Here is an 18576-nt window from a genome sequence, read left to right on the forward strand (position 1 = left end):
TTTCTTTTCAGGGAGAAAAAGCATGTCCTCTTTGACTATGCACGCACAAGGAATGGTACAATGGAGGGATGAGCAAAAAAACGAACAGTAGCGGGAGGGTGTTAGGCATGAGCGAACCGAATCAGGAGTATATCGTCATCTCGGGGGCACGGGAAAACAATCTCAAAAACGTATCACTGCGCATTCCCAAACGGAAGATCACGATTTTCACCGGGGTATCCGGGTCCGGCAAATCTTCCATCGTCTTTGATACGATTGCCGCAGAATCGACGCGCTTGCTAAATGAGAACTTCAGCATGTTCGTGCGCAATTTCCTGCCGCGTTATCCGCAGCCGGATGCGGATGCGATTGAAAACTTGAGCATGGCTGTCATCGTCGACCAGAAGCGGCTGGGCGGCGGTTCGCATTCCACAATGGGCACGATTACCGATATTTCTCCCATTCTCCGCCTGCTTTTTTCGCGAGCAGGGCAACCGCATGTGGGCCCAGCGCACATGTTTTCGTTTAACGATCCGCAAGGGATGTGCCCGGAGTGCAACGGGCTCGGCCGCAAATTGGGCATCGATATGGACAAGGCGATTGATATGTCCAAGTCGTTGAACGAAGGGGCGATCATGCTGCCGGACTACAAAGTAGACAGCTGGGATTGGACGTTGGTCGTGCAGTCAGGCTCGTTTGACCCGGACAAAAAGCTGTGCGATTACGCAGCGGAGGAACTGGAGCTACTGCTGCACGGCAAAGCGAGGAAAGTGAAGCTCGACTTCGCCGGAAAGGCGACGAACGTTACCGTGGAAGGCGTCATTGAAAAGTTCACCAACAAGTACATCAAGCAGGACGTAAAAACGAAGTCGGAACGCACCCAAAAAGCGGTCGCCCCGTACCTTATCGAAGGGCCATGTCCAAGCTGCCACGGTGCGAGGCTCAACCAGGCGGCGCTCCGCTGCAAAATCAACGGGCGCAACATCGCGGACATGTCTGCAATGGAGGTCGGTCAGCTTATTCACGTCATCCGGGAGATTGACGAACCCACCGTCGCCCCAATCGTCAAGTCGCTGACCGAACGGTTGCAGCATCTGGTCGACATCGGGCTGGACTACCTGACACTGGACCGGGAGACCGATACGCTGTCCGGCGGCGAGTCGCAGCGCGTCAAGATGGTCAAGCACCTGAGCGGCAGTTTGGTCGATGTCACCTACATTTTCGATGAGCCGAGCGTTGGCTTGCACCCGCGCGATGTCCATCGGCTAAACGCCTTGCTGCAAAAGCTGCGCGACAAAGGCAATACCGTCATCGTCGTCGAGCACGATCCGGATGTCATCAAGGTGGCGGACCATATCGTCGACGTCGGGCCACACGCGGGCAGTCACGGCGGCACCATCGTGTACGAAGGCAGCTACGAGGGACTGCTGGAGTCAGGCACACTGACAGGCATGCACATGAAGCGGCCGCTGCAGTTGAAGCAAGCGTGCAGACAGCCGTCCGGCAAGCTTTCCATAAAAAATGCGACGTTGCACAATTTGCAAAACGTGAGTGTGGACATTCCCACCGGCGTGCTGACAGTTGTAACGGGTGTCGCCGGATCGGGAAAAAGTACGCTCATCAACGAAGTGTTCCTTCGCCAGCACCCGGACGCAATCGTCATCGACCAGTCGGCAGTAGGCGTGTCAACGCGCTCGAACCCCGCCACCTACACAGGGATCATGGACGATGTGCGCAAGGCGTTTGCTTCCGCGAACAAGGTCAACCAAAGCTTGTTCAGCTTCAACTCCAAAGGGGCCTGCGAGAACTGCCAGGGTCTCGGGGTCGTGTACACAGACCTGGCCTTCCTTGAGAGCGTGAAGCTCCCGTGTGAGGTATGCGGCGGCAAGCGGTTCAAGGAAGAGGTGCTCGACTACAAGCTGAATGGCAAGTCAATTGCAGACGTACTGGCCATGACAGTGGAGCAGGCGTTGGACTTTTTCGAGCTGAAAGAAGTCGTTCGCAAGCTGCAGGCATTGAGCGACGTGGGACTGAACTACATTACCCTCGGCCAGCCGCTCAGCACGCTCTCGGGCGGGGAATGCCAGCGCATCAAGCTGGCCAGCGAGCTGCATAAAAAAGGCAGCATCTACGTCATGGACGAGCCGACGACTGGTTTGCACATGTCCGATATTGGACACCTGTTGCAGATCATGAACCGCCTCGTAAATGCCGGCAACACAGTGATCGTCATCGAGCACAACCTCGAAGTCATCAGTCAGGCAGACTGGATCATCGACTTGGGGCCGGACGGCGGCAGCAAAGGCGGCCGGGTTGTGTTTGAGGGCACACCGTCGCAGATCGTTCAGGCGGAGCAGTCGATTACGGGGAAGTATTTGCGGTAAATCGGGGATGAGGGAGTCTTCATCCATCGCAAAAAACTGGCTTGGATAGCGACTTGTAACTAATTGGCTCTCTGGCGGTAACGAACTCGCTGGAGAGCTGTTGTTTTTATCGGCTGCTTTCGTTTTTTCGTTGCATCGCTTTCCGTATACCATCGTACAAATTTGTTATCACTGCTACTGCTAGTAAAGCCCATATGGTTAGATCGGCCAAGTCGTAGTAGATTTGGTAAACCAACAGACCGAATATGTAATATTATTGCTATTCTGGAATACAAGCTTCTTTCATCACCCTCCTTGCAGCAGTTACTAGGCTAGCCTGAGAATATTCCAGGAACAAGTCTTTTTATTTATTTTTATGGTACAGGCTAAGCATATTACGTTTGAACGATATAACGATTATTATTTTCGAAATATCGGAGGTGGATGATTTGAGACGTCAGAGAGGGTTTGTCCAATTGGCCATCCTGCATTTGCTTAAACTTAAAGAGGTTTGAAAACGATAGAAAATGCGGATCTGATCCTAGTCATTCACAGAGGGGAGATCATTGAGTCGAGGACTCGTGAGGAGCTTCTGTGGAAAAAAGGGGTTCTATTTCGAGAGGTATTGAGGTATTACAGTCAGTTTGCTTATCTGCAAAATGTGCCAGTTCAGTAAGCAGCGGATTTTGGTGTTCATATGCTAGAGGATAAGAAAGTTATCTTATTCGCATATCAGTTCATGAAAACGCCATTTCATGAACTGATATATTTTTAGCTAGAATGAACAAAAAAGGGCGTTTACCTCACATATCGCTATTTCAGGCATTCTAGGCTCATTTTAAATTTATTATATTAGATGTTTCCTCAAGATCAATTTATCGCTGGTATGTTATCATTCAATACCTCACGACCATACCTGGCACAAAAATTTTATCAGCAGACAACGGCCAACCAGCTCTAACCAAGGAAGCTTCATTAAAGTTGCATTAATTAATTGAACTAACTACTTGCTAATGAATTCACTTCTGAATTCACTTCGCAAAACATGAGTAATATTTACGTCACAGACAATAACATATAAACCAGCATATAAACCATACCCATATGCCTTTCTTGCTCTTTTCATAAGTTTACATAATATATATTATCGGACTCAAAATAAAATACAAAGAGTAGCCGTGAAGAGTGCCCTCCTATTGCCCGTATGCCAAACAAGAGCCACATAAGCAACAAAACGTTCCGGTAATCCTCAAATGTTTATCTATCAACGCATCCATATCCATCCGATAACCGAAATTATCACCATCGTCAAATGCCGCGCGAATGTCAACGATCAGAACTCTTATACATGCTCAAAGCTCAGTTCTAAACAGCCAGCATCCAAACACCAGCAACGATAACGATAACGAACCAACTCAAGTCTCATAAATCAACAATCAACAAAATAAAATGCAATATTGAGCAACTGTCAGCGTCCATTTATCTATTATCAGTGCAGACTAATATCAATACAGACTAGCAGTACAAACCCAAAACTGACACGAACTAGAAAAAGTCACTAACTAAAAAAATTTAAGTTTTTTTAAAAAAGTCTATTTACATTTACTGGAATTTAATTTATATTATAATCAGGATCAATACAACTAAAAATCACAATCACCCACCTGGAGGTCCCGACATGACAAAAGTAAAAACAAAATCGCCGGAAACCACCACTCTCTCCAAAAAACGCTCTTATGAAGACACCTTGAACAACCTGGCCCACTACCTGAACAGAAAAACACAGAAAAAATAAACTGAAAAAGAGTGCCCCAAATAGCGGCACTCTGTTTTGGCGTTTAGCGAATTCCATGCACTTTTCCCCAAATTCCTAAATCCTTCCCTTCCCTGCCCCGGCAAAGCCTCCAAAACCCTTTGACTCGCCTCACTCTCCTTCTGGCGCTTCCATCCAATCCACCAGGTAAAAATCCGTCAGCAACCGCACGATTTGCCCATCTGCATCGTAGCCGATATAGCTCGCGTAGCTGCCGTCGCCCCAGCCGCTGGAAAACATCGCGACATTGCACCCATTCCCCATGTCTTTGACCAGCCAGCTTCGCGTGTGCTTGTACGTCTGATCCATTTCCTCGATCAGCGCATCGAAAAACGTCTCATCCTGCTCCAAACGGCTCTCCAGCAGCTTGCACGCCTTTTCATCCATAAAGAAAGGAACCTGTGCCGGCATCCACGCCGTAGCCGAAAAACTCATTGGCGGCGAGCTGCGTCACATCCGAATTTTCCCAGACGGCCATCTTCCAGCTGACGACCGGCTTGTCGGCAAATACGATCCGGGCCAAGGCAACACGCTCATCCGGTTCCATCTCGCCTCCTGTCTCTCCAGTAGCATCCAAAGGCGTAACCTGTGCGATGGCAAGCTGCACCGGGAACGTGCCGGTTGGGAACGTCTCGGTAAACGGTTCCATCTCAAATATGTCCAGCGGATCTTTGGCGACGATTTTCCCCGTCTGCACATGCAGTTGGCCAATTTCCTTGCAAAACAGGCGGTACTCGTAGTTGTGCTGCTCTGTACGGAAGCCTTCTTCCGTGAACGCTGTTTCAAAAAAATCCGGATCATGCTCTTGCATGCTTCATTCCTCTGGAAAAGTGAAATTGTGAGCGACATAATGAAGCAACCCACTGTCACAGGTTGCCAGCGGGTTGTCAGTCTTTGCAATTATTTGGTTAGGGCTATTTCGTTAGGGCTGCGTCCAGCGCTACTTCGATCATTTCGTTGAAAGTCGTCTGGCGCTCCTCTGCCGTTGTTTCTTCCCCAGTGAGGATATGGTCGCTCACCGTCAGGATGGACAAGGCATTGCGCTTGTACTTCGCTGCGAGCGTATAGAGCGCGGAAGACTCCATTTCCACAGCGAGCACCTGGTAGGCCGCCAGCTTTTTGTACAGGTCAAAATTTTCACGGTAAAAACTGTCGCTTGTGAAAATATTGCCGACCTTCACAGGCAGGTTGCGCTCGGAAGCGACCTGATAAGCTTTGTGCAGCAGGTCGAAGCTTGCTGTCGGAGCAAAGTCAATCTGGTTGAACAGCAGGCGGTTGACTTGCGAGTCAGAAGAGGCGCTCATCGCGATGATGACGTCGCGCACCTTGATGTCCTCCTGGATCGCGCCGCATGTGCCGACGCGAATCAGGTTTTGCACGCCGTACGACTCCATCAGCTCGTTGACGTAGATCGAGATGGAAGGCACCCCCATGCCTGTCCCTTGTACGGATACCCGCTTTCCTTTGTATGTACCTGTAAATCCGAGCATGCCGCGTACTTCATTGTAGCATTCGGCCCCTTCCAGGAAGGTCTCGGCAATGTATTTCGCCCGCAGCGGATCACCTGGCAGCAAAATCGTTTCGGCAATCTGGCCTTGTTTGGCTCCGATATGTACACTCATATTCATTTGCTCCTTCGCGTTCAAAAAATTTCCTACTTGCTTATCGTACTACAAAAACGAAACGCTGCAAAATGAAAAAATAGAGAGCGATACTCGTCGCAGCATCGCTTGTGCAAGCTTTTTCACTTCGCCTCCCTTTGCCAGAGGGAGAACGCTTCCAGATGGTCGCCCAGGTCTGTCAGAGCCTTTGTGCCGGCGCGGGCCCGCTCTGCTGCTTTCGCCTCTCTGGCAGCACTCCGCTTCTGCCTCGTGCGCACGTGTGCTACCCGCAGCTCTTTTTGCAGGGCGATCAGATGGGCTGCTGCCGGAACGAACAGATGATGGGTGCCAATCGACACAGCGGCCTCGCGAGTCATGGCAAACGGCAAATCGTCCATGGACGAACTGCCCAGCTCGCCGCGTTCCAGCAGGCTATTGAGAAAACACTTTGCCAACTGTACAGAATCTTGTCCGCTGTTTTTCCTCCCAAAAAAAGGATGCGATTGCCGCAGCGCAATATCTGTCCCGCGATAGCACAAGCGGACAAAAGGCTGCAACTGTTGTGCGGCGATGATTTGCTTCCCTTCCAGAAACAGCCACACATCGCCAGCCGCTTCCTGCGCCCCGATTGCCCGCCAGACATCTTCCCCCAGCGCATACGGGTAGGCGTAGACGCGCATGGCGGATGTCGGCGCGTAAGTCAACACCTGCTCCAGTGACCGATCACGGCTGCCGTGCACCACGACGACAATTTCCAGTGGACACAGCTTTTCTGCCTGTCTGAGCACCTTGACAATCGTGTTTTCATCCTGCTCCACCCCGATGATAATGCTTAGTCTGCCCTGATTCTCCAATTTGTCCCCAGCGCTAATGCGAGCGTTTTTGGCGGCTCTGCACCCTTTTGCGGGCTCTTTTGGACCTTTCCTTCCGTTTGGCACCCCATCCATCCCCCTCCTTTTCGCGGGATTGCTGATAGAACACAGAACGCAAATGCAAAAGTCCAGGTACTTGCACCAATATTCGATGACGCTCGCCGTCCGGCAAGGCACCGCGAACGTTTTGATCCTGCAGGAGCAGTTGGATCGCTTTGGCATGCTCTTGAAGGACCAAGGATTTCGCTTTCGCCACGCCCTGATTTGCCGCTGAACTTTTCCGCTCTCTGGACACAGGCGCCACAGTGGTTATCGCCAGCCCCTTTTGCACGGCACTCACGAGCGCAGTCGCCGGAACCTGCAATTTGTGCGGCCCAATGGCTTCCAGCGCTGTGCGGGTAAGGGAAAAGGGAGCCGTTTCCAGGGAAGCGCTTCCCAACTGCTTTTGCCCAAGCAGATCGTTCAACAGCGCGCAGGCGCAACGTACGGTGGACAGTCTGCCTTTTGTCAACATGCGGCCGCCTGCCGACAGGACGAGGTCGTAATCTCGCTGCAACGGCGCGATGTACTTGCGTAACGAGGCAGGCGGGAAAATGCCCTCTTCCGGCAAAAACAACAGCACGTTTCCGGTGGCGTGCTGCGCCCCGATGGCGTGACACTCGCTGGCAGTTGCGTGCTTGCCCGCCGCAACCACTTTCGCCTCCGCTACGCATCCGATGTCTGCTGGTTGGGAACACAACGATGCGTAGACGATAATCACTTCGGTAGCCGGGGCGATCTGTTTGGCCATGTGAGCCAGTCGCTCTGCATTCCTGGCCCCATGGGTGGGGATAATGACGGACACGAGGTTTTGCCCACAGGTTGGAGAGTCCATTTCCCTTGCCCCCTCGCCAGATAGTAACGCTATACCGACAGTGTACGTGATGCACGATTGTTTGGACACGGCTACTTGCCCACATTGCTCATACAAATGCGCATGCCAAAAAACAGGACGGAGAACGAAGCCCGTCCTGTTTTTGCCAGTCTCCAACTAATTAATGCGGCGCTGCCAATCGCGCTGCCTGACTCGCCGCTTTCTGCGCGAGCGGGCAAGCGTATAGCCGATCAAAAACAGATTCATGGCCAGCCAGGCTATCAAAAGTCCGTAACGCGCGTACGTATGGTCGCTGTCAGGCGTGTCCATGGCGATGCTGGCTGCTTGCACGCGCTGACCAGGCGGCTCGTGACGCTCCAGCGGATACGTCACTTCCAGCTCTCCGGCCGTCACCGAAAGCTGTCCATCTGCAGTTAGCTGCACGATCGGCTCACTGCCTGCCGGAACGGTGGCGTACAAGTCTTCCTTCGCCGTATAGCTCACCTGGCTGGTGTCGCCTGGAGCGGCAACGGCGGAGTAGCGCTCGCCTTTTTTGGCGATCCGTTTCGTTTCGAATCCGTTCAGGCCGTAATTGAGCAGTTTGGTCACGTCTTTGTAGGCGTAGTTGCTCGAAGCCGCTTTCATCGTAACGGCGATCATTTCCGTGTCGCCGCGCTTGGCAGAGCCGACCAGCGTGTGCATCGCCTGATCGGTAAAGCCGTTTTTAATCCCGGTAGCGCCAGGGTAATCGCGCAACAGCTTGTTATGATTGACAAGCTCCGACTTCCATTCCTTTCCGTCCCAGGGAAGGCGGTTCGTCCCGACGATCTCGCGGAAGATCGGATTTTTCATCGCGTATTGCGCAATTTTCGCCATATCGGCAGCCGTCGTATAGTGCTCCGGGTCGTGCAACCCGTGCGCATTGGCAAAATGCGTCTCGGTCACACCTGTCTTTTCGGCCAGATAGGCGTTCAAATCGCGGGCAAATTGCTCGACAGACCCGCTCATATGCTCCGCAATTGCCGTCGCTGCGTCGTTGCCGGAGTGCATGAGCAGGCCGTACTCCAGCTTGCGCAGCGAGACCTGCTCCCCTTCGCCCAAATAGACACGGGTGCCTTCCTCATATCTGGCTTTTTTGGAAACGGTGACGATGTCGTCCGGATTCCCTTTTTCGATGGCGTAAATGCCTGTAGCAATTTTCGTAATGCTTGCAGGGTACAGCTTCGCATGAGGGTTCTTTTCAAACAGAACTTGTCCCGTTGTCGCATCAATGAGGATGGCCGATTCCCCAAACAGCTCGTCTGGTGTAATCGCTGCCGATCCCTCCGCAAAAGCCACAGGTACGTCAAGGTTGAAGATCACCGTGACCACAACGAGAAGGTACGTGAGTAGTAGACGCATGGTAGTCTAAATCCTTTCCTTTGCCTTGCTTGTCGGGTGTTAACGTATGGCTTTTGGCTCCAGGAAGCATTGTAAGTATGTTATTTTTTCAACCTTTTTCCGAGCAAATCGTGAATCATTTTAAATTTCGGATTGTCTGCAAACGCCTCTTCAAAGCCGCTGACGTGCTCACGGTACAAGGCTGCGGCGGACTCCACATCTTGTTTGACGTACAGCGAGAAAATTTCCTCCAGCTTTTCTTCCAGGTTAGAATCCACCTCGGGCGGCGTAAGAATCTCATGGCGCAAGTTGTTCATCAGCACGTCCAGCTGATGCGTAATCACCGAAGCCTCATGCAACTGCTGCATCACGTCGGTTGGAATGTTGCCGGCGTATTTGTAGCGCAGCTCATGCTCGTTCGTTGCCCAAAAGTTCATGCCGAGCGTACGAATCTGGATCTCACAAAACAGGGTACGCTTTTCGCTCCCGTGATATACCGTATAGGAGACGATCATATGGATGCTGCGGTAGCCGGACTCTTTTGGCGTGGTGATATAGTCCTTGATGTCATGGATGACGATGTCCTCCCGCTCCTGAAGCAGCTGCTGAACCTCTCTGACATCGTCGACGTAGCGGCAGACGACACGCAAGCCGGCAATATCCTGGACTTCCCTTGCCACTTCGTCCTGCCAGCTGGCTTGCTGAAAATCGATCCCTTTCTCATTGGCTTTCTTGATGAGACTGTCCACTTTTTTGACCCGTCCCACCACGAATTCAATGGGCGAATAGCGACCGCTTTTCAGAAAGCCGTACTTGATTCCTTTCAGTTTCAGCTTCAATTCCTCTACTGCCTGTTCATACGGTGCCAAGAAATGGACCATATTGTTCAAGACTTTGCTTGGCACATGGGTAACTCTCATGAAAACACCTCCAATTACTTCCAGAGGAAAGGTGACGCATCAAAAAACGGCTGTGGATTTACGTACGTATTGCCGATCAACATGCCGTAATGAAGGTGAGGGCCTGTGGAAAAACCTGTGGTGCCCATAAGCCCGATCACCTGTCCCTGTTTCACTTCCTGCCCGGTTGCAACCGCAAGCTTGGACAGATGCGCATAGATTGAAAAGACATTCAGACCGTGATCGATAATAATCGTGTTTCCGGTCAAATAAAGCGAATCGGCCAAAACAACCTTGCCGTGGTTGCTCGCCCAGATCGGCGTTCCTGTTTTGTTCGCAATATCAATCGCAGCGTGCCGGTTGGCGGGCACACCGTTTACGACGCGCTGATAGCCGTATGGCGTCGTTAAGGTTCCGTTGGCCGGCATCGTAAACGGTTCGCTAAAGTACGGAGTCGGCCGCGAGCTTGCACGTGCGGCGTTGATTTTCTGCTGATCCGCATTGATCCGGGCCGTGTCCTGCCGCATCGCATTCATTTGCTTGCTAACTGTCAGCTTGTCCACGGCGAATGACTTGGGCAGAATCGTCAACGTGGCCGTGAACTTTTTATCCGCAGATTGCACGTTGTAATCTCCCGGTTTCACATCAAATGGAATCGGGATAAATCGGGCATACTCATTAGAAGAAGGCTGCAAACGGTACGATCGCGAGAAGAGCGTGACCGTTTGAGGCTGTTTGCTGCGCACCAAAATAACATCACCGGGATACGTCCTGGCTGGTGTCACGCTAATCGATGGTTGCTGTTTCTCTACGGTCGCGTAAACGCCTTCCAGTACATGGCTATAGGCAGTCGTTCCCGTGAGCGTCAGGGCAACGACCGTCATCAAACTGACCATCGATTGAAACATAGGCATGCTCCCTCCCATTTTCTAGTATAGCAAAACAGGCTTTGAAAGGAAAAAGAAAAAGAAGGCTATCCGACTAGCCTTCCCCATCTGTAAGTGTACCTTACAGTTTTTTTGTGTAATTGGCCATCATGTCCATGATGGACTGTACGCCTGTCAGCATTTCGCTGGCTCGTTTTGTTTTTTGCGAGATGTTGTCAAAATCAAGGCGTCCTCTTTTGCGGTCATTCCAACGCTTGAAAAATTGTTCGGTCAGGCTGGGGTTGCTGCGGATGGCCCGAACGCGCATGGAGTCTTCCGCGATCCACGCTTCGAATTCAGGATTTTCCTTCAGAAGCTTTTTCACTTCTTTTTTCCTCATCGTCGAAAACCTCACTCCTTTCGCGTGTACAACCAATATGGAGAGCTGTTCGTTACACCATATGACTAGTCCGCGATTGTGCTTGTGTGTTTGCACCCTGTCTGCAAGAAAGGGCGTACAACCATAACAAGAAAGGCCCCGTGAAAAGGGACCTTTCTTCATCCAGCTATTTACTTGTCCAAAGGCTATGCTTAGCGGCCTGCCAATTGTTGCTCAGCAAAGCTTACCAGACGCTTGGTGATTTCGCCACCAACAGAACCGTTTTGACGAGAAGTAGTGTCAGGGCCGAGATTTACACCGAACTCGGCTGCAATCTCATACTTCAGTTGATCCAGAGCTTGGTTCGCTTGAGGAACTACCAGGTTGTTGCTGCTTCCGTTGTTGTTAGCCATGATTGATTCCTCCTGACGCGTTTTTTTCTCCCGGGACGGATTTGAACCGCCAGCTTGCTTGCCTCTCACCGACTGAGACCGGAAGATGTTACGGGGGTCCAAGAGGCGGTTGTTCAACCTCTTGTGCTACTATCATCCCACGAGAACAAAAGTCCATGCACGATCCGGCAATGTAAAATCTGTCAAGGTTGTCCGCAAGCATTGTGCTATAATGGGGCGTATAGTTTGGAACTGAGAGGGGTCACAGTTTGTGAGTGAAACAGGAAAAGTATTGCTCATCGACGGCATGAGCTTTTTATTTCGCGCCTTTTACGGGTCTGCCTGGGGCGGCACTTACCGGCAAACGTCCACGGGCGTCTACACGAACGCCGTGTACGGATTTACGAAAATGATGCTGGATTACGTCGAACTGGTTCGCCCTACGCACCTGATGGTCGGCTGGGATGTCGCCTCCCGCGAGTCGCTTGTGCGCAGCCAGTGGTTTGACGGCTACAAATCCAATCGCACGGCACCGCCGGACGAGCTGATCCCGCAATTCGATCTGGTCAAGGAAATCACCACGGCTTTTTCCGTACCGAATCTGGGCTGTCCGGGTTACGAAGGCGACGACGTGTTGGGTACGCTGTCCACACGTCTCGCTGCAGAAGGCCATGAGATCGTGATCGCAACAGGCGACTACGACAGCTTGCAGCTAGTCGATGAAAAAGTCAGCGTCAAAATCTTGAAAAACGGCGGCAAGCACGAGCATTACGATCCGGCCAGTCTGCGCGCTTTGCGCGGCATTTCTCCGGAACAGGTTGTAGATGTCAAAGCGCTCATGGGCGACACTTCCGACTGTATCCCAGGCTGTCCAGGCATCGGGGAAAAGACGGCGACCAAGCTGATTGTCGAGCACGGCAATCTCGACAACCTGTACGCCAATTTGCCGAGTTGCACGCCGAAGATGCGCAGCAAGCTGGAAGAGCATCGCGACCAGGTGTACCTGAGCCAGAAGCTGGCGACCATTATCCGCGATGTGCCTGTGGAATTTTCCCTGAAGGAAGCCGAATGGGAGTACGATCCGGCAACCGTCCTGAACAAATTTGACGAACTGGAATTTGGCCGCAGTCTGGCGAAACGGGTTGGTTAACGCTGGGGCAATAAAACAAGCATCCCGTCCCACTTTTCGAACATGAAAGGGAGACGGGATGTTTGTTGTCTAATGGAGCACGGCTTTCATCTTGGTTTCGCTCTCGGAATGTTTTCTGCCCGCTGGTGCCAAAGTGCCAAAGACGTCGAGCAAAAGCCCCGTGTTTTCGCTCCCTTCCGGTTCCCAGCTTGTCGCAAAGCGCACGCGGTGAGAGACCCCAAGCAGGTCATACGTTTGCACGAGATGCTGCCGGGCCGAGCCGACGATCAGGCTGTGCAGGCGGAGCTGCTTCTTTTGCCCGAGCGCCGCAAGCTTTTCCTGCACATAGGGCGAGATGCCCCCTACGCCGTCAGTCACCATGACCAGATCGGCCCCTTGCCACGCTTTTTCTGTCTCGACAAGTTCCATCGCCCGCTTCATCGGCGCATCAAAATGCGTCCCGCCGCCAAACGACATTTGCGCCAGGCTGTAAAACGCGCCCCAGTCAGGCTTTTTATGATACAAGGGCTGCTCTCTCAGCTCTCCTTTTGCGCCGAACAAAAGCAGCACGAAATCGCGCTTTTCCAGCATCGACAGCGCCGCAAACGTCATGAGGAAAATCTGCGCCAGCCGCAGCTTTGCCCCGCGCATGGAGTGCGAAGTGTCCAGCATGCAAATGACAGGGCCTTTTGGCGGTTCCTCTACAAAGCCGGACGTATCGTACGTCATCAGCTTTTGCTCCAGCCATTTGAGCATGAAGTAATGTTCGTAGTCCGGGTCGGCGAGCAGCACCGCCTCGCCTGGCAGCATGTGCGCAATATCGCCTGACTGCCGCAAATCGTAGTATTCCTCCGGCAATTGGCGGGAACGAATCTCCTTGCGCCGCACGCGAAACCGATGCACCTGACGGCCAACCTCGTCCAAAAAGGCAACCAGGTCGGGATGGCGCTTTAGTTTTTCCACCCATTTCAAATACTGCTCGAAGCTTTGTCTGCGCAGCTTGCCCAGGTCGTGGCCCCAGCTGCGGTTGGCAAAGCGCTGACTGGCGGCAAACACCTCATCCACAAACAGCGTATCTACATCCTCTTGGGCAAGCGTCCCCTTCAACGACTGCTCCAGCCACTGTCCCAGCTCTTTTTCCAACGCCTCTATCACTTCTTTTTCCTGCTTTTGCAGACGATCAAGCTGTTTTTCCCGCTGGGCCAGCTCTTCTTCGAGCTTCTTGATTTTTTGCAACAGCTTCGTCCGTTTCGTAAACTGCACACTCATTTCTTCGCGCAGCTCCCGGATTTTCGTTTGCAGCATGACGATTTCCGCGCGCACAAGCGGCTTTTTGTCGAGTGCTTCCTGCTTGTCCTCTACCACGCGCTTGCCTTGCTGCAGCGTATAGCCGACCAGCTCCAGCTTCGCTTTTTGCTTTTCGGTGAGCAACTCGGCCAGTTGAGCCTCTTTTGCGCCCTCCTGTCCTTGCTGCTCGCGCAAGCCCGCCAGAAGCGGCGAGAGACTGCGATCCTTTTGCCGCTGTTTTACTTCTTCGGCGAACGTCTCCGTGAGCCACAAAAGCGCCTTGATTGCCGTCTTGAAAGCCGCACTCTCATTGCCGACCGTGCGGGGATGAATCATCCGCGTAAAATACTGCTTCATCAGCGTGCGAATCATCCAGTGATGGAACGGAGTCGCTTCCTGCGTCATGTCGATCTCCGGCTTTTCCACGTAAAAGACGAGAAAAAAGTCGGCGAGCAGCTCGTGATCGAACCACTCGGCCCGGGACGCTGCCTCGCGTACCCATTCCTGTGCGGTACGCGAGGACGCGAGATACGTTTCGAACAGATAGCGCTCGACGCCGCTCGCCCGAATTATCATCGTCGCTACCCCCTATAACGTAAAGTCGTAGTCCGCCCCGGCGATGTCTTTGTCAAAAATGGTCCGGTACGTTTTTTGCAATTGCTGCAAAATCCGCTCGCCTTCGATCCGCAAGTACGAATATTTGACCGTGTACTTCTCGACGTTGTGAATCAGACGATTTTTTTCCAGCACATACGCTCCCAGGTCGTGCTCGCGTTTTTCCCACTGCATCAGGCGGTTGCGCAAGTCGCGCGCCGTCTCCTCCAGCTCCGTGCGGCAAGCTTCCAGCAATTTCGTGTTGCGCTCCACCGCTTCTTTTCCCAGCTTGGCGCCCACTTCCTTTTTGAATTGGAAAGCGTGCAGGTCCGCTTCTTTTTCCTTCCATTTATCTGCCAATTGCTGCAGACGCTGCAGCGGCAGCTCGTTTTCCAGCTCCGCCCTGAGCATCTGTGTAAACTGGCGCTCGAACAGCTCGCGCATGACCGTCAAGTCCTCCGGCACATCCCACAGCATGTGCGGGGTAAAGACGGTATCCCAGATCGTGACATGTTGTCTGCCATGCAGGGCAGCAGATGTCCGCCATACGCCCGCGATTTTGCTCCAGCGGCGGTCAGACAGCACGTATTCCTTTTCCTCCATGTCTTGCTTGATCCGGTAGAGGAAGTAGATCAATGGCTCGGGAATCGTCACCTGCTTTGCTTGCGCCTGGATGTCCTTGATGTCGTACAAGGAAAAGACGACAGGCAAAGGAGTCGTCGGCAGCGAGAACATCCGCTCGTAGCTTGCGGCCTGCTGCAAATACTGGACTTCATAGCGGATCAGAAAGCGGTCGTATAAAGCAGTAAGCTGCTCCTCGTCCTCCGGCAGTTCATTGGACGCCGCGATCAAAAACTGCAGCGGAACTTCTTCTTTTTCCCTGCCGTTAAAGTAAAGCCGCTCGTTCAAGATCGACAGCAGGGCGTTCAGGATCGCGCTGTTTGCCTTGAAAATCTCGTCGAGGAAGGCAAACTGCGCCTGCGGCAAATAGCCTGCCGTTTTTCGCACGTAGTTGTCGAGCTTCAACTGCTGAAGGGACACGGGGCCGAAAAGCTCGTCCGGTGTCGTAAACCGGGTCAGCAAGTATTCGAACCAATGCTCAGCGCCAAAAAGCTGTGCCACTGAGCGGGCAAGCTGTGATTTTGCCGTTCCCGGCGGGCCGATCAAAAGCGCATTTTCCCCGCTCATCATCCCGAGCATCAAAAGACGGATCAATTCGCTCCGTTCCAGAAAACGGCGCTCCAATAGCTCGATGGCCTGGTCCATTTTTCGTTGGATTGGTGTAGTCGTATTCATCGTCGTTTGGCGCCCGTCTCCTGCGGAAAAGGAAAGAGCGCCGTTCCCCCTCTCTTGCCTGATACCCAAGTCGTCAAGACCCCGATGATTGTCATGTCTCCTGCTTCTTTTATAGTGGCATATTGCGGACAAAAATGCCAGTTGCGCCAGTCTGATGCGCCCCACCGCTGTATGTTCACCCACGGATTTGCTTGCGCATATGGTGTGGCAAACGAAAAAAACGGGAGGAGGTACAGCATGGGGATTGAACTCGCATGGCTGCACGGTGTGTATGTGTTGTTTGTAGCTGGCATCATACTCATGATGGTTTTGCGCAGAGACACCAGCGTGATGAGCATCGTTGGAATCGCCATGCTTGGGCTGGTCGCAACCGGGTCTGTGACGACGGCGCTCGGCGGGATTTTCGGCAGCTTTATTTACGCGATCACCGAGCTTTTGCCGACGATTTTGGTCATCTGTATCATCGTGGCGATGAGCCATGTCCTGACGGATACCGGAGTCAACGAGACGATGATCCGGCCGATGACGCACCTGATTCGCAACGCCACACTGGCTTATTGGGTAATCGGGATCGTGATGATGGGAATTTCCTGGTTTTTCTGGCCGTCGCCTGCGGTAGCACTGGTTGGCGCGGTCATGCTGCCTGTCGCTTTGCGGGCGGGACTGCCTGCGATGGGCGTCGCGATTGCCATGAACCTGTTCGGGCACGGAATCGCGCTGTCGGGCGACTTCGTCATTCAGGGAGCGCCAACCTTGACTGCCAAAGCGGCCGGGCTTCCTGTCGAGGACGTGATTGCCGCGAGTGTTCCGCTTGTCGCCATCATGGGCCTGGTCACGACCGCGGTCGCCTTCTGGTATTTGAAAAAAGACATGAAGCTGGGGAATCTTCCCGCGTCACCAGACTTGCCGGCCCGTGTTTCTGTTTTCACTGCGGCGCGCGTTTCTTTGCCTGCGGGTATTCGCCGCTTTTTGGCAGTCCTCGTCCCCGTTCTGTTTGCACTCGATGTAGCGGCCATGTTTGTGTTGGACTTGCGCGGCGGGGACGCGACTGCCTTGGTCGGAGGAACCGCGCTGCTGATTTTGCTTGTCGCAACCATGCTCGCCCACAAGCAAAAGGGACTGGAGCAAGTAACGAGCCATCTCATTTCCGGCTTTCAGTTTGGCTTCAAAGTGTTCGGACCCGTCATTCCGATTGCCGCCTTTTTTTACATGGGCGACAGCGGCTTTGTCAACGTGTTCGGCGAGGTGCTGCCGTCAGGCTCGCAAGGAATCGTCAACGATTTGGGCGTGGCGCTGGCACACGCGATCCCGATCAGCAAGGAGGTCGCTGCCCTGGCCGTATCTGCTGTCGGCGTTATCACCGGACTGGACGGCTCGGGCTTCTCCGGCATCACACTTGTCGGCTCGCTCGCACAGCTTTTCTCTGCCGCCCTGGGCACCGGAGCCGCTACCTTGACCGCCCTTGGGCAAATTGCCGCCATCTGGGTTGGCGGCGGAACGATTATCCCCTGGGCGCTGATCCCCGCAGCGGCGATTTGCGGCGTCGATCCGTTCGAGCTTGCGCGGCGCAACCTGTACCCTGTCGCCATCGGCCTTTTGGTTACGACCATCATCGTCATGTTCCTTTTGTGACCGGAAAAATAGCGTTTTTTTAAAAAAAGGCGAATGGACCTATGCCCCGTTCGCCTTTTTTTCTTCTGTTTTCGCCCAAGCTTCATACACTTTTGTACTAGCATCCCATTTGGAAAGGATCGGTCCGTATGAAGCTGTGGGGAAAAAGTATCCAGGTCGCAGCAACCTACATCGGAACTGTGGTCGGAGCCGGATTTGCGAGCGGCCAGGAAATTCTCGCCTTTTTCACCTCATATGGCCATGCCGGCACAATCGGCATTCTGCTTGCCACGGGGCTTTTCGTCTGGCTGGGCTACAAAATGATGGTGCTGGCCCACGAGCTGCGCACGCCCTCTTACGAATCGTTTAATCAAAAGCTGTTTGGGCCGATACTTGGCCGCACCATGAACCTGCTCGTCTTTTTGACCTTGTTCGGCGTCACCACCGTCATGCTCGCCGGGGCCGGATCGGTACTGGAGGAGCAGTTCGACATTCCGTATTTGCTTGGCACGGGAGGAACGGTTTTGCTCGCGCTCTTTATCCTGCGAAAAGGGCTTGCACAAATCTTGTTGGTCAATGCAATCGTCGTCCCGTCCATGCTGTTGTTTGCCCTGCTCATCCTGCTCGACGGCAGCGCCGAATCGCCTTTGCCGCTTGCCAAGCCGTCCGACTACGCCTTTTTGTGGAAAACGATTCTGTACGTTTCCTTCAATCTGGCGATGGCCCAGTCTGTCCTCATCCCGATTGGCTACGCCATCCGCGAAAAGACCGTTTTGTTCCGCGCGGCCGTCATCGGAGGTGTCGTTCTCGGCTTCATGCTGCTCGTCGTTCACACAGCGATGCTGGCCAATTGGGACGACGTGCGCTTCATGGACATCCCGATCTTGTTTATCACCGACCATTGGAATGAGTGGCTGCAATTGTTTTTCGTGTTCGTCCTCTACTCCGAGATTTTCACCACGCTCATTTCCAACGTGTTCGGGATCGGCGAGCAGTTACGTGAGCTGTTCCAGCAGCCGGAATCCCGGCTCTACCTGTTTCTTTTTGCGACGGCCTTCCTTCTCTGCCTGATCGGCTACAGCCAGTTGCTCATGTTTTTGTATCCGTTGTTCGGGTATCTGGGGCTGTCTACGCTGTGCAGAATATCCGTTCCGGCGGTTTTGCTGCCGCGCGGGCGGCTTTAACCCCGTTTGCTTTGTGGGCAAGCGATGAAAAAGAAAAAACCTCTGCTGCGGACAGCAAAGGTTTTCTCACACGAATCG

At 53.1% G+C, this 18576-nt stretch carries 16 protein-coding genes; 4 read left to right on the top strand and 12 right to left on the bottom strand.

The window, feature by feature from the left end; genetic code table 11:
- Positions 1 to 107 precede the first annotated feature (107 nt).
- Positions 108 to 2363 (top strand): ATP-binding cassette domain-containing protein, encoded by a 2256-nt coding sequence (locus EDM57_RS05760; RefSeq protein ID WP_122903820.1) that lies wholly within the window; start codon positions 108 to 110, stop codon positions 2361 to 2363.
- Positions 2364 to 4266: 1903 nt separating this feature from the next.
- On the opposite strand, the gene EDM57_RS23675 is transcribed toward EDM57_RS05760, so the two are convergent.
- From EDM57_RS23675 to EDM57_RS05810, 10 genes are all read right to left on the bottom strand, one after another.
- The gene (locus EDM57_RS23675) at positions 4267 to 4542 is read right to left on the bottom strand and encodes a DUF4241 domain-containing protein (protein WP_246005747.1); all 276 of its coding nucleotides are present in this window, start codon (positions 4540 to 4542) and stop codon (positions 4267 to 4269) included.
- Complete coding sequence (locus EDM57_RS23680) at positions 4535 to 4966, bottom strand: DUF4241 domain-containing protein (protein ID WP_246005748.1); 432 nt, start codon at positions 4964 to 4966, stop codon at positions 4535 to 4537. The genes EDM57_RS23675 and EDM57_RS23680 overlap by 8 nt, the downstream gene beginning before the upstream one ends.
- 103 nt (positions 4967 to 5069) lie before the next feature.
- Positions 5070 to 5777, bottom strand: a complete 708-nt coding sequence (gene deoD, locus EDM57_RS05775) for a purine-nucleoside phosphorylase (RefSeq protein ID WP_122903821.1) — start codon at positions 5775 to 5777, stop codon at positions 5070 to 5072.
- A gap of 122 nt (positions 5778 to 5899) precedes the next feature.
- The gene (locus EDM57_RS05780) at positions 5900 to 6703 is read right to left on the bottom strand and encodes a glycosyltransferase family 2 protein (RefSeq protein WP_246005749.1); all 804 of its coding nucleotides are present in this window, start codon (positions 6701 to 6703) and stop codon (positions 5900 to 5902) included.
- Positions 6624 to 7502: a glycosyltransferase family protein gene (locus EDM57_RS05785; protein ID WP_122903823.1), complete on the bottom strand. Its 879-nt coding sequence runs from the start codon at positions 7500 to 7502 to the stop codon at positions 6624 to 6626. The genes EDM57_RS05780 and EDM57_RS05785 overlap by 80 nt, the downstream gene beginning before the upstream one ends.
- A 156-nt stretch (positions 7503 to 7658) precedes the next feature.
- On the bottom strand, positions 7659 to 8882 hold the full coding sequence (locus EDM57_RS05790) for a D-alanyl-D-alanine carboxypeptidase family protein (protein ID WP_122903824.1): 1224 nt from the start codon (positions 8880 to 8882) through the stop codon (positions 7659 to 7661).
- 80 nt (positions 8883 to 8962) lie between these two features.
- A complete protein-coding gene (locus EDM57_RS05795) occupies positions 8963 to 9781 on the bottom strand; it encodes a GTP pyrophosphokinase (RefSeq protein ID WP_122903825.1) in 819 nt (272 codons plus the stop codon).
- Between the two features lie 14 nt (positions 9782 to 9795).
- The gene (locus EDM57_RS05800; RefSeq protein ID WP_122903826.1) at positions 9796 to 10668 is read right to left on the bottom strand and encodes a M23 family metallopeptidase; all 873 of its coding nucleotides are present in this window, start codon (positions 10666 to 10668) and stop codon (positions 9796 to 9798) included.
- 100 nt (positions 10669 to 10768) lie between these two features.
- Positions 10769 to 11026: a hypothetical protein gene (locus EDM57_RS05805; RefSeq protein ID WP_122903827.1), complete on the bottom strand. Its 258-nt coding sequence runs from the start codon at positions 11024 to 11026 to the stop codon at positions 10769 to 10771.
- Between the two features lie 191 nt (positions 11027 to 11217).
- On the bottom strand, positions 11218 to 11418 hold the full coding sequence (locus EDM57_RS05810) for an alpha/beta-type small acid-soluble spore protein (protein WP_122903828.1): 201 nt from the start codon (positions 11416 to 11418) through the stop codon (positions 11218 to 11220).
- Between the two features lie 250 nt (positions 11419 to 11668).
- Between EDM57_RS05810 and EDM57_RS05815 the strand changes: the two genes are divergently transcribed.
- Positions 11669 to 12547, top strand: coding sequence for a 5'-3' exonuclease (locus EDM57_RS05815; protein WP_122903829.1), 879 nt, complete (start codon positions 11669 to 11671; stop codon positions 12545 to 12547).
- A gap of 69 nt (positions 12548 to 12616) precedes the next feature.
- Here EDM57_RS05815 and EDM57_RS05820 read toward each other — a convergent pair whose 3' ends face one another.
- Positions 12617 to 14389, bottom strand: coding sequence for a VWA domain-containing protein (locus EDM57_RS05820; RefSeq protein WP_246005750.1), 1773 nt, complete (start codon positions 14387 to 14389; stop codon positions 12617 to 12619).
- Between the two features lie 12 nt (positions 14390 to 14401).
- Complete coding sequence (locus EDM57_RS05825) at positions 14402 to 15703, bottom strand: AAA family ATPase (protein ID WP_122903830.1); 1302 nt, start codon at positions 15701 to 15703, stop codon at positions 14402 to 14404.
- Positions 15704 to 15940: 237 nt separating this feature from the next.
- Between EDM57_RS05825 and EDM57_RS05830 the strand changes: the two genes are divergently transcribed.
- The gene (locus EDM57_RS05830; protein ID WP_122903831.1) at positions 15941 to 17335 is read left to right on the top strand and encodes a hypothetical protein; all 1395 of its coding nucleotides are present in this window, start codon (positions 15941 to 15943) and stop codon (positions 17333 to 17335) included.
- A gap of 128 nt (positions 17336 to 17463) precedes the next feature.
- Positions 17464 to 18498: a YkvI family membrane protein gene (locus tag EDM57_RS05835; RefSeq protein ID WP_122903832.1), complete on the top strand. Its 1035-nt coding sequence runs from the start codon at positions 17464 to 17466 to the stop codon at positions 18496 to 18498.
- The last annotated feature ends 78 nt before the right edge of the window (positions 18499 to 18576 follow it).

The sequence above is a fragment of the Brevibacillus gelatini genome (assembly GCF_003710935.1).
Taxonomy (GTDB): domain Bacteria; phylum Bacillota; class Bacilli; order Brevibacillales; family Brevibacillaceae; genus Brevibacillus; species Brevibacillus gelatini.

Coding starts and splice junctions, on each gene's coding strand:
- EDM57_RS23680 (WP_246005748.1), bottom strand. CDS start 4,966: ATGCAAGAGCATGATCCGGATTTTTTTGAAACAGCGTTCACGGAAGAA.
- EDM57_RS05760 (WP_122903820.1), top strand. CDS start 108: ATGAGCGAACCGAATCAGGAGTATATCGTCATCTCGGGGGCACGGGAA.
- EDM57_RS05785 (WP_122903823.1), bottom strand. CDS start 7,502: ATGGACTCTCCAACCTGTGGGCAAAACCTCGTGTCCGTCATTATCCCC.
- EDM57_RS23675 (WP_246005747.1), bottom strand. CDS start 4,542: ATGGATGAAAAGGCGTGCAAGCTGCTGGAGAGCCGTTTGGAGCAGGAT.
- deoD (WP_122903821.1), bottom strand. CDS start 5,777: ATGAGTGTACATATCGGAGCCAAACAAGGCCAGATTGCCGAAACGATT.
- EDM57_RS05830 (WP_122903831.1), top strand. CDS start 15,941: ATGGGGATTGAACTCGCATGGCTGCACGGTGTGTATGTGTTGTTTGTA.
- EDM57_RS05790 (WP_122903824.1), bottom strand. CDS start 8,882: ATGCGTCTACTACTCACGTACCTTCTCGTTGTGGTCACGGTGATCTTC.
- EDM57_RS05835 (WP_122903832.1), top strand. CDS start 17,464: ATGAAGCTGTGGGGAAAAAGTATCCAGGTCGCAGCAACCTACATCGGA.
- EDM57_RS05810 (WP_122903828.1), bottom strand. CDS start 11,418: ATGGCTAACAACAACGGAAGCAGCAACAACCTGGTAGTTCCTCAAGCG.
- EDM57_RS05780 (WP_246005749.1), bottom strand. CDS start 6,703: ATGGATGGGGTGCCAAACGGAAGGAAAGGTCCAAAAGAGCCCGCAAAA.
- EDM57_RS05820 (WP_246005750.1), bottom strand. CDS start 14,389: ATGATAATTCGGGCGAGCGGCGTCGAGCGCTATCTGTTCGAAACGTAT.
- EDM57_RS05805 (WP_122903827.1), bottom strand. CDS start 11,026: ATGAGGAAAAAAGAAGTGAAAAAGCTTCTGAAGGAAAATCCTGAATTC.
- EDM57_RS05795 (WP_122903825.1), bottom strand. CDS start 9,781: ATGAGAGTTACCCATGTGCCAAGCAAAGTCTTGAACAATATGGTCCAT.
- EDM57_RS05800 (WP_122903826.1), bottom strand. CDS start 10,668: ATGTTTCAATCGATGGTCAGTTTGATGACGGTCGTTGCCCTGACGCTC.
- EDM57_RS05825 (WP_122903830.1), bottom strand. CDS start 15,703: ATGAATACGACTACACCAATCCAACGAAAAATGGACCAGGCCATCGAG.